Below are 15,579 nucleotides of genomic sequence, written 5' to 3'. Positions count from 1 at the left end.
TGACCTGGTGGCATTGAAGTCCCAGGTAGTCATGCCAGTTCGCTGCGTGGTCGACGTAGCCTTGTGCGCTGGCTGTGCGTGGGACAACACCTAGGGGGGTCTTGGGCGTTGTAGATGCCAGCATCCGGGTGGTAGTAGCGGAAGCGGTTGTATGCCCACCCGGACTCGTCGTCCAGGTATTGGCCGGCAAACAACAGTGGCGAGGTCTCGTCGCCGGTCCAGGTGCGAGTGCCGTAGAGACTATGGCGGGCTGTACCTACGATGTTCCCGGTGGTGGGGTGGATGAGTTCTTGTGGGCTGCCGGTCAGATCGGTGACAAGAGAACTCGGCATCGACCAGTGCCTGGTCGACCGTATCAATGTCGCTGAGATTGTTTTCTGGGTGGCCACCACCATGCGCAATGGCTTCGCTGGTGTTGTTGGTGGTGGTGTTGATGGCTTCCTTGGCGACGCGGCGTCCATAGGGGTCGTAGATGTAGCGCCACCCGAGGTGTTTGTTGTCGGAGGAGATAAAACCGATGGGTTGTTCATTGGTGGCGTAGAAGAATTCGTGCACCAAGGGTTTGCGGGATAGGCGCTTGGTGACGGTGCGCACCACACGCCCAGCATCGTCATAGGTGTAGGCGGTTCGTCCTACACGCACCGGCTTGGTGCCGACAAAGTCAACAGCCGAGTCCGCTGCAGCACTCGTTGCGTTGTGGTTAGCGTGACCGTTGAGCCCTGGGCGACTGGTAGCCCCGGTGACTGGTGAAGCTGCAGCAGTCGAGCCGGTCGTGGTGGTCACGCTGGTTGTGCTTGGCGTATCAGCGTGGAGTGCAGTGAGTACGCCTGCCAGGCTGAGACCATAGAAAATCCGCACTCACACGCTTGCCGATGCCGCGGAAAATCTGCGTCTGTTTCTACCACGCGTTGTGCGTGTTGGAAGCGTTAGTTGTAGAGGATGGCGGTTGCGTGGTTTTTGGTGGCTGCGGTGGTGTAGAAGTCGATGAGGGTGTCGAGTGAAGTGCCCCGGGTTTTCCTAGGCATTTGCCTTAACTTCCATTGTTTCTCGGGCCGGGTGTCGGTTCCAAAATTCTGATTCAACCTCCGTCGGCGTGCGGTACCCCAAGGACTGGTGGAGTCTGGACTCATTCCACCAATTCACCCACTCAAACGTTGCGATCTCCACCTCAACCACGTCGGACTATTTCCGGCTATGAATGAGCTCATTCTTGTACGAACCGTTGACGTTCTCGGCCAAGGCATTGTCATACGAGTCACCGACGGTGCCGATAGAAGCGGTAATACCATGTTCGGCCAAACGTTCGTTGTAGATGATGCTTACGTACTGCGACCCATGATCCGAATGGTTTGCCGCTAAAGCGGGTGGGGCCGAAGTACACCTGGTTAAGGTGTGAAAGCTCGGTGGCATCGGCGGCATCGGCGCCGAGCGCGCGGAGCTTATCGGGTGTGCCAGGTATATGTTCCACCAGCGCAATCCCCGAGTTGCGTAGGCGGAGGTAGGTTTCGATATCCCCCATGAGCACAGAGACTAAAACAGCACCAGCCACCCCGCAACCGGAGGAAGAAAATCCCTGCTTAGAAAGGTGAGAGGAGAAAGTATCTCACAGGTGGGGTTAATGCCGACCAAGGGGAAGAAAAGCGCACGCGAGAACTAGCCGACGCAGGAGCCGGTGGGGGTGGCGTCGACAAGCTGCGTGACGTCACCCACGTGGCCGCGCACTTCGTCGGCGGTGAGGGCATAGCCGGTATCGGAATCCTCCACGGACGCACCGAAGACCACGCCGAGGACCTGGCCCTCCGGGGTAATCATGGGCCCACCAGAATTACCTTGGCGGATGTTGCCGCGCACCGTGTAGGCATCACGCTCCACGCGGCCGGTGGAATAGATATCCGGGCCGGCGATGGTGAGGCGATCCCTAATACGCGCGGTCTCCGCACTAAACGGCCCGGACTGCGGGAAGCCCATAACGATGGCATCGTCCCCGGTCACAGCATCATTTTCCGCCCACGGCAGGGGATCTATTCCCAAGTCTGGGCTGTGTAGCACCGCGATATCCACGTCCGAGTTGTAGTACACCACGTCAGCCTCCTTCAGCCCCAGGACCGTATCGAGGCGCACCTTATCCGTGCCGGCCACAACGTGCGCGTTCGTGATCACATAATCCGGTTCCGTCACAAATCCGGAACCCATAAGGCGCCGCGAACAAGCCTCCGCGTCACCCAAAACGTGGATGACAGACGGTCGGACGCGCTCCAGCAGGCCCGGATCCCCAATCTCGAGCTCCGGAGCTTCCACCTCAATATCCGCGCCCGAGCGCTCCCACGGCGAGACAAGAGGTGGCAAACCGGACTCGTTGAGCATGGCAGCGAGGCCATTGGGCAACGCCGCTAGACGGTCCGGAGCGGCAGCGTTAAGTTCGCTGAGGATGCGGGACTCGCGCAGTGCCTGGCCCGGCTGCCCGCCTAAATTGGAAGCCAGCGGCAGCGAGACCAGCCAGATCACCACGATGGCGGCGACGGCCTGAAACACCGCGCCGATGGAAGAATCCACGCGCTGGCCCGAACGGGTACGCATGCGGTCCCGCAACGCGGCCCCCAGGGACGCTCCGACCAGCTGCCCCAACCCCACCAGCAAAATCACCACACCAACAGCCAGGAGGAAGCGCAGGGCAGGTTGGTCTGTCAACTGCATCGCCGCCGGCGCCACCGCCGTCCCCAAAACCAAGCCCGCAATAACGCCGACCGCCGCAAGAATCGCCGTCCACGCGCCCTGACGCCAGCCCACCCACACGGCGAGGAGCACAGCAATCACAATGGCGATGTCAACAGCTAGGGACACGGAGAACACTTTCTCAGGAAAGACGGAACAAACTAACCCATCTTCTCATTATTCAGCGAGCGGGTCAGTGATTCACGCAGATCATGAACCTTATTTTTGTCCCACTCTACGGCCCACCCCGCGTGATCCATGAGTCCTGACAGCACACCGGCGGTAAATCCCCACACCACATAGCCGCGCGCCCGGAAAGCCGGACCCTTCCACCGACTGAAACCCACCATCATGCGGTTTGTTGGATCCGCGAGCTCGCGCAGGGGAACGGTAAAAACATCATCGGTTTCTTCGGGGCTGGCCGGCCACACAGTTCCCGGCTGGTGCCAATAGGCCAACACTGGACTCACGGTGTTACCGGTGGCCCGGATGTCCAGCTTGCCCCACTGTTCCAACGGAGTCACCGTGGAGCGATCGAGGCCGGTTTCTTCTTCGGCTTCGCGCAAGGCAACGTCGACAAGCGAGGCGTCTCCATCGTCGCGCCGCCCACCGGGGAAGGCAATCTGACCCGAGTGCGAACGCATCGACGGCGAACGGTGTGTGAGCAGAACCTCACCATCCTCGAAGCTCTCCCCCTTAAAGAGCACCAACACCGCAGACTCTCGGCGGCGCTTGGCGGCAGGGACATGAGTAACCAGTCGCTCTTGAACTCTGCGGGTATCCACGCCCAGCGCCGGGCGCAGCCATGCTGGGGCGTGGGCGGGCTTAAGCCGGCTCACTTGAGCACCTCATCGATAGCTTGCTCCAGCTCATCCGCCGAGGTAAACGGCTTAACAAACTTCTTCTCCACCTCTCCATCGCGCACCACCAACGTGATAGGAATGACGTTGGGCAACCCGAGCTCGCCCGCGAAGGTGCCATTTTCATCCAGGTAGCTAGGCAAATCAACACCAAGGTCGTCGAGGAGCGCGGCACCGTTCGCTGCATTGGCGTCTGCATGCACACCCACAACGTTCCACGTGGAGTGCGAACGCGCGATGTCCTGGAAGAACGGCAGCTCCGTGCGGCAAGGCTCGCACCACCACGCCCACACGGTGACGATCTGGATGTCCTTGGCCGCTGCTGTGCTCGCTGCACCAAGGCACGGCAGGTCTACCCCGGCGATGGGCCCTTCAGGGCACTTAGGGCGCTTGGCCACCTCTTGTTCTTGAGATTGAGGCACGGCGACTTCCGGCTCATCATCCTCAAGAAGATTAACCACGCCAACCAGCGCGAGGGCCGCCAACATGAGGACGGCTGCGATGCTGGCCTTCACGTATCCAGGCCACCGGGAGTATTGGCTCATTGTTCCATCCTAACCCCGTGACGGACACCACGAGGCAAGCACGCAGACGCCACATTGGGGCTTGCGTGCGGTACACACGCGGCGGCCGTGGAGGATGAGTCGGTGTGAAAAGACTGTTTGTTCTTCTTCGGGCACGAGCTTGGCGACGTCCCTCTCAATCGCCCGTGGCGTCTTCGCTCCTGTCAGCCCGAGTCGCTGACTCAGACGGGTGACGTGGGTATCCACCGTGATGCCCGGCACACCAAAGGCATTGCCGCGGACAACGAGGGCGGTTTTGCGCCCCACCCCGGGCAGGGAGGTGAGCTCCTCGATGCCGCGGGGAACCTCACCGCCAAAATCACCGACGAGCTTTTCGCCGATACCGATGAGATGGCCGGCTTTCGCGCGCTGGAACCCAAGGGGCCGCAGGATGGCCTCGAGCTCGGTGCGGTCAGCAGCGGCATAGTCGGGCGCGGAGGGGTAGGTAGCGAAGAGCTGCGGGGTGACCTGGTTGACGCGTTCATCGGTACACTGTGCGGAGAGCACCGTGGCGACGAGCAGCTCGAGAGCGGTAGAGTAGTTCAGTTCGCAGTCTGCGTCCGGATATTCCGCAGCGAGGGCCGCACGAATGTGGCCGATGCGAGAATGGTCGCTGTCAAGGTCAGACATATGGCCGATTCTACTGAACGAGCAGGTAGAGTGAAACGCATGATTTCGCTTGTTTTGCTTGTCCCGCTGGGCTTGGCACTCTTCGCCATTCTGATGGAGAAGCTCGAGGCAACTGCATTCGAGAGCTAATACCCATCACATCCCCTGTGACTATTTTTCAGACGGCTGGAAAAAGTGACAAATTGCACTGTATGATGTTGGGCAGTGCCTCGTGGCGCACTGGAGAGTAGGTGCGTCATCAACAAACTAAACCTGCTTGCGTTTGTCTCACCTACCCTACTGCGCAGGCTTTAAGGAGTAACAGTGGAAGGCGTACAGGACATCCTCTCCCGCGCTGGAATTTTCCAGGGCGTTGACCCGGTGGCAGTCCAGAACCTGATCGAGCAGATGGAGACTGTACGTTTCCCACGCGGCACCACCATTTTTGATGAGGGTGAGCCGGGTGACCGCCTCTACATCATCACGTCGGGCAAGATTAAGCTCGCCCGCCACGCCCCGGATGGCCGCGAGAACCTTCTGACCGTGATGGGCCCGTCCGATATGTTCGGTGAGCTGTCCATCTTCGATCCGGGCCCGCGCACCTCGTCCGCTGTGTGCGTTACCGAGGTCACCGCTGCGACGATGAACTCTGACATGCTCAAGCAGTGGGTTGCTGATCACCCGGCCATCGCCCAACAGCTGCTGCGCGTGCTGGCTCGCCGCCTGCGCCGCACCAACGCTAACCTGGCGGACCTCATCTTCACCGATGTTCCGGGCCGCGTTGCGAAAACCTTGCTGCAGCTGGCTAACCGCTTCGGTGTGCAGGAGGGCGGCGCACTGCGCGTCAACCACGACCTCACCCAGGAAGAGATTGCGCAGCTCGTTGGTGCATCCCGCGAGACCGTCAACAAGGCCCTGGCTACCTTCGCGCACCGCGGCTGGATTCGCCTCGAAGGCAAGTCGGTACTCATCGTCGACACCGAGCACCTCGCCCGCCGCGCCCGCTAGGCGTCGCGTTTACTGCTGCACCGCCCCGGCCGCGCAGCAAGTCAGACGAAAAATCCCCCGAGGAAAACTCGGGGGATTGAGTCGTTTTCTTGAGCCCTTACTGCTGCGCCGCCAGGTACTTCAATGCGGTACGCGTGGACTGCTCAGCAGCATGGCGCAGGACCGGGTCGACGTCGTCGTACATCTCATCAACGAGCGTCTTGACATCCACATCCTCACCCAGGCGGGAGCGGATCTCCTTGATCTGGTTGAGGCGGTGGTGACGGCGGTCAATATACTTACGTGCGAACGCGGAGGTGTCCTCGAGGTCCGGACCGTGGCCCGGGAAGAGCGGCACATCCTTGCCGCGCTCTTCCAGAAGGTCCAGAGTCTTGAGGTAAGCCCCCAGGTCACCGTCGGTCTCAGAGAGAAGAACAGTGTGGCGGCCGGCGATGGTGTCACCGGTGAGGATGCCCTCCAGAGTGGAGTTCTTTGCCTCTGCGGACCACACGAAGAAACACGTGGAATCAGCGGTGTGGCCAGGGGTGTGAACAACCTCCAGCTGGGGGGTGACGCCGTCGATGTCGACAATTTCACCGTCGACAAGCGCGTCGGCGCCGTTGCAGTAGTTGGGGTCGAACGAGCGGATGGGGGCGCCAGTGAGCTGACGCAGGCGCTGGGCGCCCGACGCGTGATCATCGTGACGGTGAGTGAGGAGGATCAGCGCAACCTCGCCCGCCTTCGCGGTCACGACGTTGAGGTGGCCCTCATCTTCCGGGCCCGGATCAACGACGATGGCGCGGGAATCCTCCCCCGCACGGATGATCCAGGTGTTAGTACCTTCCAGGGCGGTGTAGCTGGGATTATCACACAGCACGACACCGACGGACTGGCTCACGGGACGCAATTGGCTATATGCAGGATGCTCCATGCTTCTTACCCTATCCGATTACTCAGCGATTTCTACGATAACTTCGATCTCAACGGGGGAATCCTTCGGCAACACTGCCACCCCCACCGCCGAACGGGCATGCACGCCGGCCTCACCGAAGACGTCACCCAAGAAGTCCGATGCGCCATTAATAACTGCGGCCTGCTCCGTGAAAGAAGGATCTGAGGCAACAAATCCGACGACCTTCACCACGCGGGTAATCTTGTCGAGGCCAACGAGGGCATCAATGGCGGCAAGAGCATTGAGCGTCGCGGTGCGCGCCAGCTCTTGGGCGCGTTCCACCGATACCTCAGCCCCCACCTTTCCGGTAGCCGGCAGCTCGCCACCCACGACAGGCAGCTGACCCGAGGTCCATACCTGGCTGCCTACACGGGTAGCCGGAACATAGGACGCGAGCGGAGCTGCGACGGAAGGAAGTTCGACGCCGAGTTCCTCAAGGCGTTCCTGCACGCCCATTTAGGATTCCTCCAGCGGACGCTTGAAGTAGGCGACAACATTTTCCGGGTTCATGCCCGGGGTGATGGTGACGAGCTCCCAGCCGTCTTCACCCCAGGAATCCAGGATTTGCTTCGTCGCGTGAGTAAGGACTGGCGCAGTGGCATATTCCCATTTAGTCATGGGCTCCATGCTACTAAACTCCAGCGCTTAAATCCCGACGAGTTCTCCGCCTTCAGCAAGGTAGTGTGCCCAGCTGGTGATGTGCGGGTTCTTACGCAGCAGGGCGCGGCGCTGACGCTCGGTCAGGCCACCCCACACGCCGAACTCGACGCGGTTATCAAGGGCATCGGCGCGGCACTCATTAAGCACAGGGCAGTGGCGGCAGATCACTGCAGCCTTGCGCTGCTCAGCACCACGTACAAACAGGGCATCGGGATCGCCATTGCGGCACTTAGCTTGGGTAACCCACTCACCACGCTCCGTGGTCGTCGAGGCATTCTTTACCATCGCGGACCGTCCTGCACCGTTCACATTGACTGTCATGGCTAGGTAACTCCTTCCAAGCTCCCATCCCGCCCCGCGAAAAGTGAATAACCCTCTAGGCGGCGGAATATTATGTACTAACCGTAAGTCTATTCACAGACCGGTATCCCTGTCTAACACGTCACACTTTAGGGGGGTCTCCCGGATCTGGTCTCAAGCAACTAGTGTGTGGAGGGTGACTGTCATCAAATCCCTGGGAAAGCTCGTCCTCTCCACTGCGCTGGTCGGCCTCCTCATCGCCCTAGCACTAGCCCCCATCGCGGGTGTCAGCGGCGTCGCCGTGGCCAAAACCAACGAGACGATGCAATCGGATATCCAGGATCTCACCTCCGGAGACACCCCCGGCGTGAGCACCATCCTCGACGCTAAGGGCAACACCATGGCGTATATCTTTGAACAACGCCGCCACCCAGTGAAGCCGGATGAGATTTCAGATGCCATGAAGCAGGCCGTCGTCGCCATTGAGGATCGCCGCTTTTATGAGCATGAAGGCGTCGATCTCCAGGGCAATTTCCGCGCGCTGTGGACTAACTTGGCAGCCGGCGGCGTCTCCCAAGGCGCGTCCACCATTGACCAGCAGTACGTGAAGAACTACCTCCTGCTCGTCAATGCCACCACTGATGAGGAGCGCCAGGCCGCCACCGAGCAGTCCGTACCGCGCAAGCTGCGCGAGATGCGCATGGCTACCGATATCGACGCGCAGCTCTCCAAGGATGAGATCCTCACGAATTACCTCAACCTCGTCCCCTTCGGTAACCACTCCTTTGGTGTTGAGGCTGCTGCCCGCACCTACTTCGGCACCGACGCCGCTCACCTCACCGTGCCGCAGGCAGCGATGCTCGCCGGCATGGTGCAATCATCTGAGTACCTCAACCCCTACACCAATGAGGAGGGAGTGCGGGAGCGCCGCAACGTGGTACTGCAGGCCATGGTGAACAACGGAACCCTGGCCCAAGAGGACGCCGATAGTTTTGCCCAGCAGCCCCTGGGTGTGCTCGATAGCCCAGCCACCCTGCCCAATGGCTGCATCGGCGCGGGCGACCGCGGTTTCTTCTGCGATTATGCAGTGAGCTACCTCGCGGATAAGGGCATTGACCGCGAGCACCTCGCCCGCGGCGGCCTCACCATCAAAACAACGCTGGATCCGGACATCCAAGACCAGGCCCTCAACGCGGTGCGCAGTCACACAGCCCCGGATGCAGAGGGCGTGGCTGAAGTGATGAACGTCATCAAGCCCGGCGCCGATTCCCGCAAGGTCCTAGCCATGGTTTCTTCCCGCACCTACGGACTCGACTTGGACAACCACGAAACCCTACTCCCCCAGCCCAATTCACTGGTGGGTAACGGCGCGGGTTCCGTGTTCAAGCTCTTTACCGCCGCAGCAGCGTTGGAGTCCGGCTACGGAATTAAAGACCGCCTCGCCGTGCCCAACCGCTACGAGGCCGAGGGCCTTGGCTTCGGTGGTGCGGAGAACTGCCCGCCGAATAAGTACTGCGTGGAAAATGCGGGCAACTATGCCGCCACCATGACGCTGCAGGACACCCTGGCTTATTCCCCTAACACCCCATTCATTGAGCTCATTGAGCAGCTCGGCGTCGAACAGGTAGTGGATATGGCCGTCAAGCTAGGCCTGCGCTCCTACGAGGACCCCGGCAGCTACGACGGTGACGCATCCATCGCTGATCACATCAAGAATGCCAACTTGGGTTCCTTTACTTTGGGGCCAACGGCCGTGAATGCGCTGGAGCTGTCTAACGTGGGCGCAACAGTGGCCTCAGAAGGCATGTGGTGCGAGCCGAACCCGATTGAGGAGGTCACGGATGCGCATGGCAATGAGGTGTACCTCAAGCACACGCCGTGTGAACGCGCGGTAGGCAAGGAAGTAGCCAAGGCGCTGGAGAACAACATGACGGCCGATACCCAGAAGGGCACAGCGTCGGCGTCAGCCCGCGCAGCAGGGTTCACAGGCCAAGCGGCGGCCAAGACGGGAACGACTGAGTCCAACCAGTCCTCGGCCTTCTTGGGCTTTAACTCAGCCGTGGCGGCCGCACCGTATATCTACAACGACGGCACCACAACGACACCGCTGTGCACCGCCCCTGTACGCCAGTGCCAGAACGGCAACCTCTTCGGTGGCAAGGAGCCGGCCTCGACGTTCTACACCATGGCGGCACGCATCCCAGAGGCCGCCAATGGCACGGTTCCGGACTACGACCACGCCTACGATTCTGGTACGGTCTCGCCGCTTATCGACGGCCTGAAGGGCAAGTCCGAAAAGCAAGCCCGAGAGGCCCTGGAGAAGGCGGGCTATACCGTCAAAACCACGGAAGTCGCAGCACCTGGTGTGGGCTATGGCAAGGTGGTGCGCGTCATCACGGGCGCGTCCGGCACCAAGAAGGGTGCGGAGGTAACGCTGCAGCTTTCCGACGGCTCCTCCGCCCCAAGCAGTCCCAGCACCGGCGCCGACACCGGCGCCGGCACCGACTACATCTACGCGCCGCCCGCCACCGGCGGTGGCGGCGACCAGTCACCTTCCCAGCCGGAGCCATTGTTCAACCAGGAGGATGTGGACCGCCTCACCAACGACGTGAGGGACTTCTTCGGGCTATAACGCTGAGCGTTAGTTCAGGGCCGCCTTCACAGCACCCGACAGGCGCTTGCCGTCGGCACGGCCAGCGGCCTTAGCGTTGGCCACCTTCATGACATTGCCCATCTGTTTGATGGTGACCGGCTCGCCAGATTCTTTCTCTACCTCGGCGATAGATTCGGCGACGAGGGCGTTCAGTGCGTCGTCGTCAAGCTGCTCAGGCTGGTAGGCCTCGAAGAAGGGGACGTCAACAAGCTCGGCCTCTGCCAACTCCGGGCGCCCGTTCGCCTCGTAAACTTCGGCGGACTCGCGGCGCTTCTTGATCTCACGGGCAATGACCTTGAGCACGTCCTCATCGGTGATCTCGTGGCGGGCACCGGTGGTCTCCTCCGCCTGGATGGCGGACAGGAGGGAACGGATCGCGGAGGTGCGGGCCTTGTCCTTAGCCTTCATCGAGGTCTTGAGGTCTGCGCGGATAGTTTCTTTCAACTCACTCATGCCCTTCAATCTACGCTAGCGAGCCAGGTAGGGTGGTGAGGGTGAAGATTTTTCCCATCCTTGGCGGACTCGCCGCCGCAGGCCTCGGCACTGCCGCGTGGGCGCACTCGGAGCTCACCAAATTTGAGCTCAAGGAGTACACGCTGCCCCTGCTGGCACCCGGTACGCTGCGCGATGAGTCTGAATTCCGCCTCTTGCACGTGTCCGACCTCCACATGATTCCGGGCCAGCGCGCCAAGATCGAGTGGGTCTCCGACCTCGACCGGCTCGACCCGCACCTCGTGGTCAATACCGGCGATAACCTCTCGGATAAGGGCGGCGTTCCCGACGTCCTCCGTGCCCTCGGCCCGCTACTGAACCGCCCGGGCCTGTTCTGCTTTGGCACTAACGATTACTGGGCTCCGCGCATCCCGAACCCGTTCAACTACCTGATTGGTAAGAAGAACACGCCGTCCTATGTAAACCTGCCGTGGAAGGGCATGCGCGCAGCCTTCCTCGAACATGGCTGGCATGACGCCAACCAAGCCCGCGTGGAGTTCAAGGTAGGTGATGTCCGCCTGGCCGCCGCCGGTGTGGATGACCCGCACCACGACCTGGATGACTACGCTGAAATCGCCGGCGCCCCGAACGAGGATGCCGACCTGGCCTTGGCACTGCTACACTCCCCCGAGCCCCGCGTGCTGGAGAAGTTCGCCGCCGACGGCTACCAGCTGTCCCTCTCTGGCCACACACACGGCGGCCAGCTGTGCCTCCCGTTCAAGGTCGCCGGCTCGCGCTCCATCGTGACCAACTGCGGCATCGACCGCGCCCGCGCCCAAGGCCTGCACAAATTCGGCCCCATGTTCATGCACGTCTCCAACGGCCTGGGCACCTCCAAGTTCGTCCCCTTCCGCCTATTCTGCCGCCCGTCCGCCACGCTGCTGCGCATCACCGAGAAGAACACCTAGCCTTCGCACAGGAGGTCAAGCCCCGCCCCACGAAAGAGCCCCCACGCTGGCGTTTTGCCCTTTCGAACCGGGGTGCGTTAAAGTAATCCGGTACCGCTTAGAGCGGACACCGGGATATGGCGCAGCTTGGTAGCGCGCTTCGTTCGGGACGAAGAGGTCGCAGGTTCAAATCCTGTTATCCCGACCACTAAACCCGCAGGAAACTGCGGGTTTTCGTCGTTAAGCTCGGCCCCCGGAGTCTAAGTGACCTTAAGGCCTAAAGCCTCTAAAACGGCACAAAGACCCGGGAGACGAAGAAAAATCCTTCATCGGTTACTACATACGCAAGACCGTACTGGGTTCCACTCCTGTAGCCTTTTCCGTACTTGTCTGCTTGCTTCTCTAAGGGCCCTTGCAATTCAGAATGCGTCTTGCCGGAGGTAGGAACAAACAGTACGTCCACGGTTAAGAGTCCCGCGTGACGCTTTTCCAGATAAGTCTCTCCCCGCATTTCTTTCAGCCCCTGGGGAAACGCGGTACCTGAGAAAACGCGAGAATCACTAACGAAATAGGCTAGTCTTTCCGCTTCATTGCTTTCTTCCTGTGAACGAGTACCGCCCGCAGATTCAATTCTTTGGCGAACATCCATCTCATACCGTTGCGCAATCTCTTTGGTTGCGCGGTAAGAGTTGGCTACACGGATAGGGTCAGTCATCGGTTGACCAGTTAGGCTCGAAAGCAGTGAAGACTCAGAAGACATGGATGAGAGATTGGCCAGCGGTGATTGCGCGGCGGCCAAAGGAGAACCACACAAAGTAAATGCAAGCGTAGCGGCGATAGCGCCTGAGTGAATCTTGTTCATACCCAAGACAGTACGTTAGCCATTACTTTTCGACTGGTGTTTTGCTCATGATCTTAAGCATTCATCATCACAAAGGTTTGGGAGTTTTGCTCAACATGACTGACCATTACCCCCACAGCGGATACCCAGCGCGTCTCCAGATTTTGGTTTAGAATCCTTTCTTATCTCTGCTCTCTCGAAAGGATTCTTCGTGTTCTCTCTGCACTCTTTACGAGGCGCTGCACATAAAGCTTGTACAGTTCTCGCCGCCGTAGCACTCGCCGCTGCCGTCTCACCTACTGCCCTGGCGCAGTCTTCTTTCTCAAGTAGTTCTCCCGGCGGGCGGCTTACCACACCTGCTAACCCGAATGATGGCAGCTTTCAGTTCCCAGATTTCCCTTCCTTCCCGGACAACCCAAGGCGGACAAACCCACCTTCCGGTAATAACGGGACCTGGAATAACCAGGAACGCTCAAACTACCAAGAACGCAACGTGAATGGCGTGCGCACCTGCACCTATGAGTACTCGGTGTCTGAGACTATCAACGGTCAACTCACTAAGAGCCACCGCGAAAAAATCACCCGCCACGGGTCCGATTGCGACCTCGAATGGCCAGGCCGCCCTGCCGAGCGACCAAAGAACCAACCGTCCACGCCAACCCCGCCAGTTACCAAGCAGGTCAAACTGACGCAAGGCGATCGTGTGATTCTTCAACGCCCCGACGGAAAAACCAGTGCATGCACTTTATCTTATGTAGGAGCAAATTCCGTTGCCGTCATTGCGGCACATTGCGGTCAACCTGGGACCGTCGTCTACACGAAGCAAGGAGGCTACAAGCTTGGAACGATGCGTAGCGCAACAGCACAGTTATTCGATTACAGCACTTCCTTTATCAGTAATCCCGACACTGACGTAGCATACGTCGACCTGGAACCATCCGTATACAGCGGCGGAAATATCTATTCGGGCGACAAAATCGTACGCGACATCCGGGCGGCACGGCCAGGAAGTGAAGCTTGTTGGTACGGGTCGAGTACCCGGGGAGTTCGCTGCGGAACTCTAGTGACCCCACAATCGGCAGGCATATCGGGCACTCGCGCCCTCGTTATAAGAAACGCCGAAGCCATTCCAGGTGATTCAGGCGGCCCCATTTGGATTAAAGGCCTCGGATACATCGGCGTTCTTTCCGCAAGTGCTTACAGCGACGATAGCGTTACCCAAACCATCGGAGTCATGCTCCCCTAGCGTCTTCAGCCAATATCACACAGAGCCAACCCGCAGGAAACTGCGGGTTCTTTTCGTTTTCACCGGGCGGCGGGCTGAAGCGTCCTGGATTTAGTTCCGCTTCTTTTACGGCCCTGTGTTGATGGGCTGGGTGAGATAATATTCGGTGAGCTCGATACCGCGAGCTACTACGACCTCGACGAGATGAACAAGGTTGCTGAAGCCTAGATGGCTGGATTGAGCTCAGAGAAGCTACCTGGGGCCTCAGAAAGCTCCTAAGTCGCTGGCGCGCCGATAGAGCCTCTGCTGATAGGGACACCCGCGAGCGCGCCAAAGAGTTCAAGGCACACGCGCTGAAGTATCGCCATGCCTGGGAGTTCCTCTCCCCGACCATTGTCTACGCCGACACCGACGTTTCACGCCGCGCCATGCTGTGTGGCGTGCTGGTGCCGAACCTGCATGTAGCGGAGCTTGACGACGCCGAGAACCTCCTCACAGGCGTTGCCCTAGCGGGTGTGGCCATCGCCCAACGGGCCGCAGAAGAAGACCACAGCCTCACTGACGGTAAAGCAGGCCCACTAAACGTGCCAGAGTCCACGGTTCGTCTTGGTAAGCCACACTCACCGCTGCACACCGCATCCGACGAAGCAGTTGAAAAGGTCAACAACATCTTCTCCATGGCGAGCGTTAACGCTAACAGCGATGAAACCGCGCACATGATTGTCGCCGCCTGGGGCACGCTGTTTACCCTCCCGGAGGCGGCGCGTCGCGGCAAAGAGAACAACCGCGACCAGCTTAAACGCTCCCGCAAGTTCCAGAAGGACGCCACTAAGGCGAGCTTTAGCGGCATCGAAAAGCGCATACAGTACGACGCATTGCTCACCGCTGGCTAGGCACAAGCGTTTAACGAATATACGAAGAAGCCCTCCAGTGTGCATTCACATACTGGAGGGCTTCCTGCAGAACCTAGGTTCTGCTAGCGCTACAGGCTACTTAATGTAGCTCTGCATGCCCGGTTCAAGCTTGGTCGCACCAGACGGTACGTGCTTGATTTCGACACGCTCGGCGTTGGACGGCAGCGGCTGTCCAGCGTCCTCCGGCGCAGTGGCGTCCAGGGCATTCTTATCACGGTCACCGTGACCGGTGTCCTCGACAGACTCGTCCTTGACGCTGTTGTCACGGTCGTTGTCCTCGGTCACGTCACCGTGGTCATTGCCACCCTCGTGGTCGCCATCGTTGACGTTATGACCGCCATCATGGCCGCCATTGAAACCGTCGGCGATGATCTTGACGAGTCCCAGACCCGGGATGAGCAGCAGCCACCACGGCAGGTCAGACTTGCTGGAACCGTTGTGGCCATCGCCATTGCCGTGGCTGTCGTCCGGGGTATCGGAAGGCTTGCCCGGCTCAGGCGTCTTAGCCGTCGAAGACTCACCCGGCTCAGGCGTCTCAGTCGTCGTAGACTCACCCGGCTGAGGCGTCTCAGTCGTCGTCGTAGGCTCACCCGACTCAGGCGTCTTAGTCGTCGTCGTAGGCTCACCCGACTCAGGCGTCTTAGTCGTCGTCGTAGGCTCACCCGACTCAGGCGTCTTAGTCGTCGTCGTAGACTCACCCGACTCAGGCGTCTTAGTCGTCGTCGTAGACTCACCCGACTCAGGCGTCTTAGTCGTCGGCGTAGGCTCACCCGACTCAGGCGTCTTAGTCGTCGGCGTAGGCTCACCCGACTCAGGCGTCTTAGTCGTCGTCGTAGACTCACCCGACTCAGGCGTCTTAGTCGTCGTCGTAGACTCACCCGACTCAGGCGTCTTAGTCGTCGGCGTAGGCTCACCCGACTCAGG

General features: G+C 60.0%; 17 protein-coding genes, 1 tRNA gene and 2 pseudogenes. 6 read left to right on the top strand and 14 right to left on the bottom strand.

What is annotated here, in order from left to right; translation table 11 throughout:
• Positions 1-29 precede the first annotated feature (29 nt).
• From M5J09_RS13300 to nth, 7 genes and pseudogenes are all read right to left on the bottom strand, one after another.
• Complete coding sequence (locus M5J09_RS13300; protein ID WP_158014665.1) at positions 30-332, bottom strand: RHS repeat-associated core domain-containing protein; 303 nt, start codon at positions 330-332, stop codon at positions 30-32.
• Positions 241-783: a hypothetical protein gene (locus tag M5J09_RS06365; RefSeq protein WP_158407792.1), complete on the bottom strand. Its 543-nt coding sequence runs from the start codon at positions 781-783 to the stop codon at positions 241-243. The genes M5J09_RS13300 and M5J09_RS06365 overlap by 92 nt, the downstream gene beginning before the upstream one ends.
• Before the next feature lie 234 nt (positions 784-1,017).
• Positions 1,018-1,350: pseudogene (locus M5J09_RS06360) on the bottom strand (integrase core domain-containing protein); the annotation flags it as partial.
• A 303-nt stretch (positions 1,351-1,653) separates the two neighbouring features.
• Positions 1,654-2,850, bottom strand: a complete 1,197-nt coding sequence (locus M5J09_RS06355; RefSeq protein WP_257157326.1) for a MarP family serine protease — start codon at positions 2,848-2,850, stop codon at positions 1,654-1,656.
• 23 nt (positions 2,851-2,873) lie between these two features.
• Entirely contained in the window at positions 2,874-3,551 is a 678-nt protein-coding gene (locus tag M5J09_RS06350; RefSeq protein ID WP_257157325.1) for a CoA pyrophosphatase, read from the bottom strand.
• The gene (locus M5J09_RS06345; protein WP_257157324.1) at positions 3,548-4,117 is read right to left on the bottom strand and encodes a TlpA disulfide reductase family protein; all 570 of its coding nucleotides are present in this window, start codon (positions 4,115-4,117) and stop codon (positions 3,548-3,550) included. Before M5J09_RS06345 ends, M5J09_RS06350 begins: the two co-directional genes overlap by 4 nt.
• Before the next feature lie 9 nt (positions 4,118-4,126).
• A complete protein-coding gene (nth, locus tag M5J09_RS06340) occupies positions 4,127-4,765 on the bottom strand; it encodes an endonuclease III (RefSeq protein WP_257157323.1) in 639 nt (212 codons plus the stop codon).
• A 303-nt stretch (positions 4,766-5,068) separates the two neighbouring features.
• Between nth and glxR the strand changes: the two genes are divergently transcribed.
• Positions 5,069-5,752, top strand: a complete 684-nt coding sequence (gene glxR, locus M5J09_RS06335; RefSeq protein ID WP_042528948.1) for a CRP-like cAMP-activated global transcriptional regulator GlxR — start codon at positions 5,069-5,071, stop codon at positions 5,750-5,752.
• Positions 5,753-5,849: 97 nt separating this feature from the next.
• Here the strand turns inward: glxR and M5J09_RS06330 are convergent, their stop codons facing one another.
• The 4 genes from M5J09_RS06330 to M5J09_RS06315 are packed head-to-tail and all read right to left on the bottom strand — an operon-like array spanning position 5,850 to position 7,664.
• Positions 5,850-6,662: an MBL fold metallo-hydrolase gene (locus M5J09_RS06330; RefSeq protein ID WP_257157322.1), complete on the bottom strand. Its 813-nt coding sequence runs from the start codon at positions 6,660-6,662 to the stop codon at positions 5,850-5,852.
• An 18-nt stretch (positions 6,663-6,680) separates the two neighbouring features.
• Entirely contained in the window at positions 6,681-7,139 is a 459-nt protein-coding gene (locus M5J09_RS06325) for a RidA family protein (protein WP_257157321.1), read from the bottom strand.
• The gene (locus M5J09_RS06320) at positions 7,140-7,301 is read right to left on the bottom strand and encodes a DUF4177 domain-containing protein (RefSeq protein WP_010189965.1); all 162 of its coding nucleotides are present in this window, start codon (positions 7,299-7,301) and stop codon (positions 7,140-7,142) included. It abuts the gene before it with no gap.
• A gap of 27 nt (positions 7,302-7,328) precedes the next feature.
• Positions 7,329-7,664: a WhiB family transcriptional regulator gene (locus tag M5J09_RS06315; protein ID WP_201773961.1), complete on the bottom strand. Its 336-nt coding sequence runs from the start codon at positions 7,662-7,664 to the stop codon at positions 7,329-7,331.
• Between the two features lie 175 nt (positions 7,665-7,839).
• Between M5J09_RS06315 and M5J09_RS06310 the strand changes: the two genes are divergently transcribed.
• On the top strand, positions 7,840-10,275 hold the full coding sequence (locus tag M5J09_RS06310; RefSeq protein WP_257157320.1) for a transglycosylase domain-containing protein: 2,436 nt from the start codon (positions 7,840-7,842) through the stop codon (positions 10,273-10,275).
• A gap of 9 nt (positions 10,276-10,284) precedes the next feature.
• Here M5J09_RS06310 and M5J09_RS06305 read toward each other — a convergent pair whose 3' ends face one another.
• Positions 10,285-10,749: a GatB/YqeY domain-containing protein gene (locus M5J09_RS06305; protein WP_042528941.1), complete on the bottom strand. Its 465-nt coding sequence runs from the start codon at positions 10,747-10,749 to the stop codon at positions 10,285-10,287.
• Between the two features lie 41 nt (positions 10,750-10,790).
• Between M5J09_RS06305 and M5J09_RS06300 the strand changes: the two genes are divergently transcribed.
• The gene (locus M5J09_RS06300; protein WP_257157319.1) at positions 10,791-11,696 is read left to right on the top strand and encodes a metallophosphoesterase; all 906 of its coding nucleotides are present in this window, start codon (positions 10,791-10,793) and stop codon (positions 11,694-11,696) included.
• A gap of 110 nt (positions 11,697-11,806) precedes the next feature.
• Positions 11,807-11,883: transfer RNA gene (locus tag M5J09_RS06295), tRNA-Pro, on the top strand.
• Positions 11,884-11,961: 78 nt separating this feature from the next.
• Here M5J09_RS06295 and M5J09_RS06290 read toward each other — a convergent pair.
• Positions 11,962-12,537 (bottom strand): hypothetical protein, encoded by a 576-nt coding sequence (locus M5J09_RS06290; RefSeq protein WP_257157318.1) that lies wholly within the window; start codon positions 12,535-12,537, stop codon positions 11,962-11,964.
• A gap of 190 nt (positions 12,538-12,727) precedes the next feature.
• Between M5J09_RS06290 and M5J09_RS06285 the strand changes: the two genes are divergently transcribed.
• Together M5J09_RS06285 and M5J09_RS06280 are read left to right on the top strand one after the other, a co-directional pair.
• Positions 12,728-13,762, top strand: a complete 1,035-nt coding sequence (locus M5J09_RS06285) for a S1 family peptidase (RefSeq protein WP_257157317.1) — start codon at positions 12,728-12,730, stop codon at positions 13,760-13,762.
• 419 nt (positions 13,763-14,181) lie between these two features.
• The gene (locus M5J09_RS06280; protein ID WP_257157316.1) at positions 14,182-14,634 is read left to right on the top strand and encodes a hypothetical protein; all 453 of its coding nucleotides are present in this window, start codon (positions 14,182-14,184) and stop codon (positions 14,632-14,634) included.
• 96 nt (positions 14,635-14,730) lie between these two features.
• Here M5J09_RS06280 and M5J09_RS06275 read toward each other — a convergent pair.
• Positions 14,731-15,579 (bottom strand): annotated as a pseudogene (locus M5J09_RS06275) (hypothetical protein); the annotation flags it as partial.

The organism is Corynebacterium sp. BF-R-2, assembly GCF_024586525.1.
Taxonomy (GTDB): domain Bacteria; phylum Actinomycetota; class Actinomycetes; order Mycobacteriales; family Mycobacteriaceae; genus Corynebacterium; species Corynebacterium singulare.
The sequence above is the reverse complement of the archived record's forward strand: the minus strand, read 5'-3'. Positions and strand labels throughout refer to the sequence as shown.

What these genes read in the sequence shown, in the direction of transcription:
- M5J09_RS06325 (WP_257157321.1), bottom strand. Translation starts at nt 7,139, where the DNA reads ATGGGCGTGCAGGAACGCCTTGAGGAACTCGGCGTCGAACTTCCTTCC.
- M5J09_RS06315 (WP_201773961.1), bottom strand. Translation starts at nt 7,664, where the DNA reads ATGACAGTCAATGTGAACGGTGCAGGACGGTCCGCGATGGTAAAGAAT.
- M5J09_RS06345 (WP_257157324.1), bottom strand. Translation starts at nt 4,117, where the DNA reads ATGAGCCAATACTCCCGGTGGCCTGGATACGTGAAGGCCAGCATCGCA.
- M5J09_RS06330 (WP_257157322.1), bottom strand. Translation starts at nt 6,662, where the DNA reads ATGGAGCATCCTGCATATAGCCAATTGCGTCCCGTGAGCCAGTCCGTC.
- M5J09_RS13300 (WP_158014665.1), bottom strand. Translation starts at nt 332, where the DNA reads ATGCCGAGTTCTCTTGTCACCGATCTGACCGGCAGCCCACAAGAACTC.
- M5J09_RS06320 (WP_010189965.1), bottom strand. Translation starts at nt 7,301, where the DNA reads ATGACTAAATGGGAATATGCCACTGCGCCAGTCCTTACTCACGCGACG.
- M5J09_RS06290 (WP_257157318.1), bottom strand. Translation starts at nt 12,537, where the DNA reads ATGAACAAGATTCACTCAGGCGCTATCGCCGCTACGCTTGCATTTACT.
- M5J09_RS06305 (WP_042528941.1), bottom strand. Translation starts at nt 10,749, where the DNA reads ATGAGTGAGTTGAAAGAAACTATCCGCGCAGACCTCAAGACCTCGATG.
- nth (WP_257157323.1), bottom strand. Translation starts at nt 4,765, where the DNA reads ATGTCTGACCTTGACAGCGACCATTCTCGCATCGGCCACATTCGTGCG.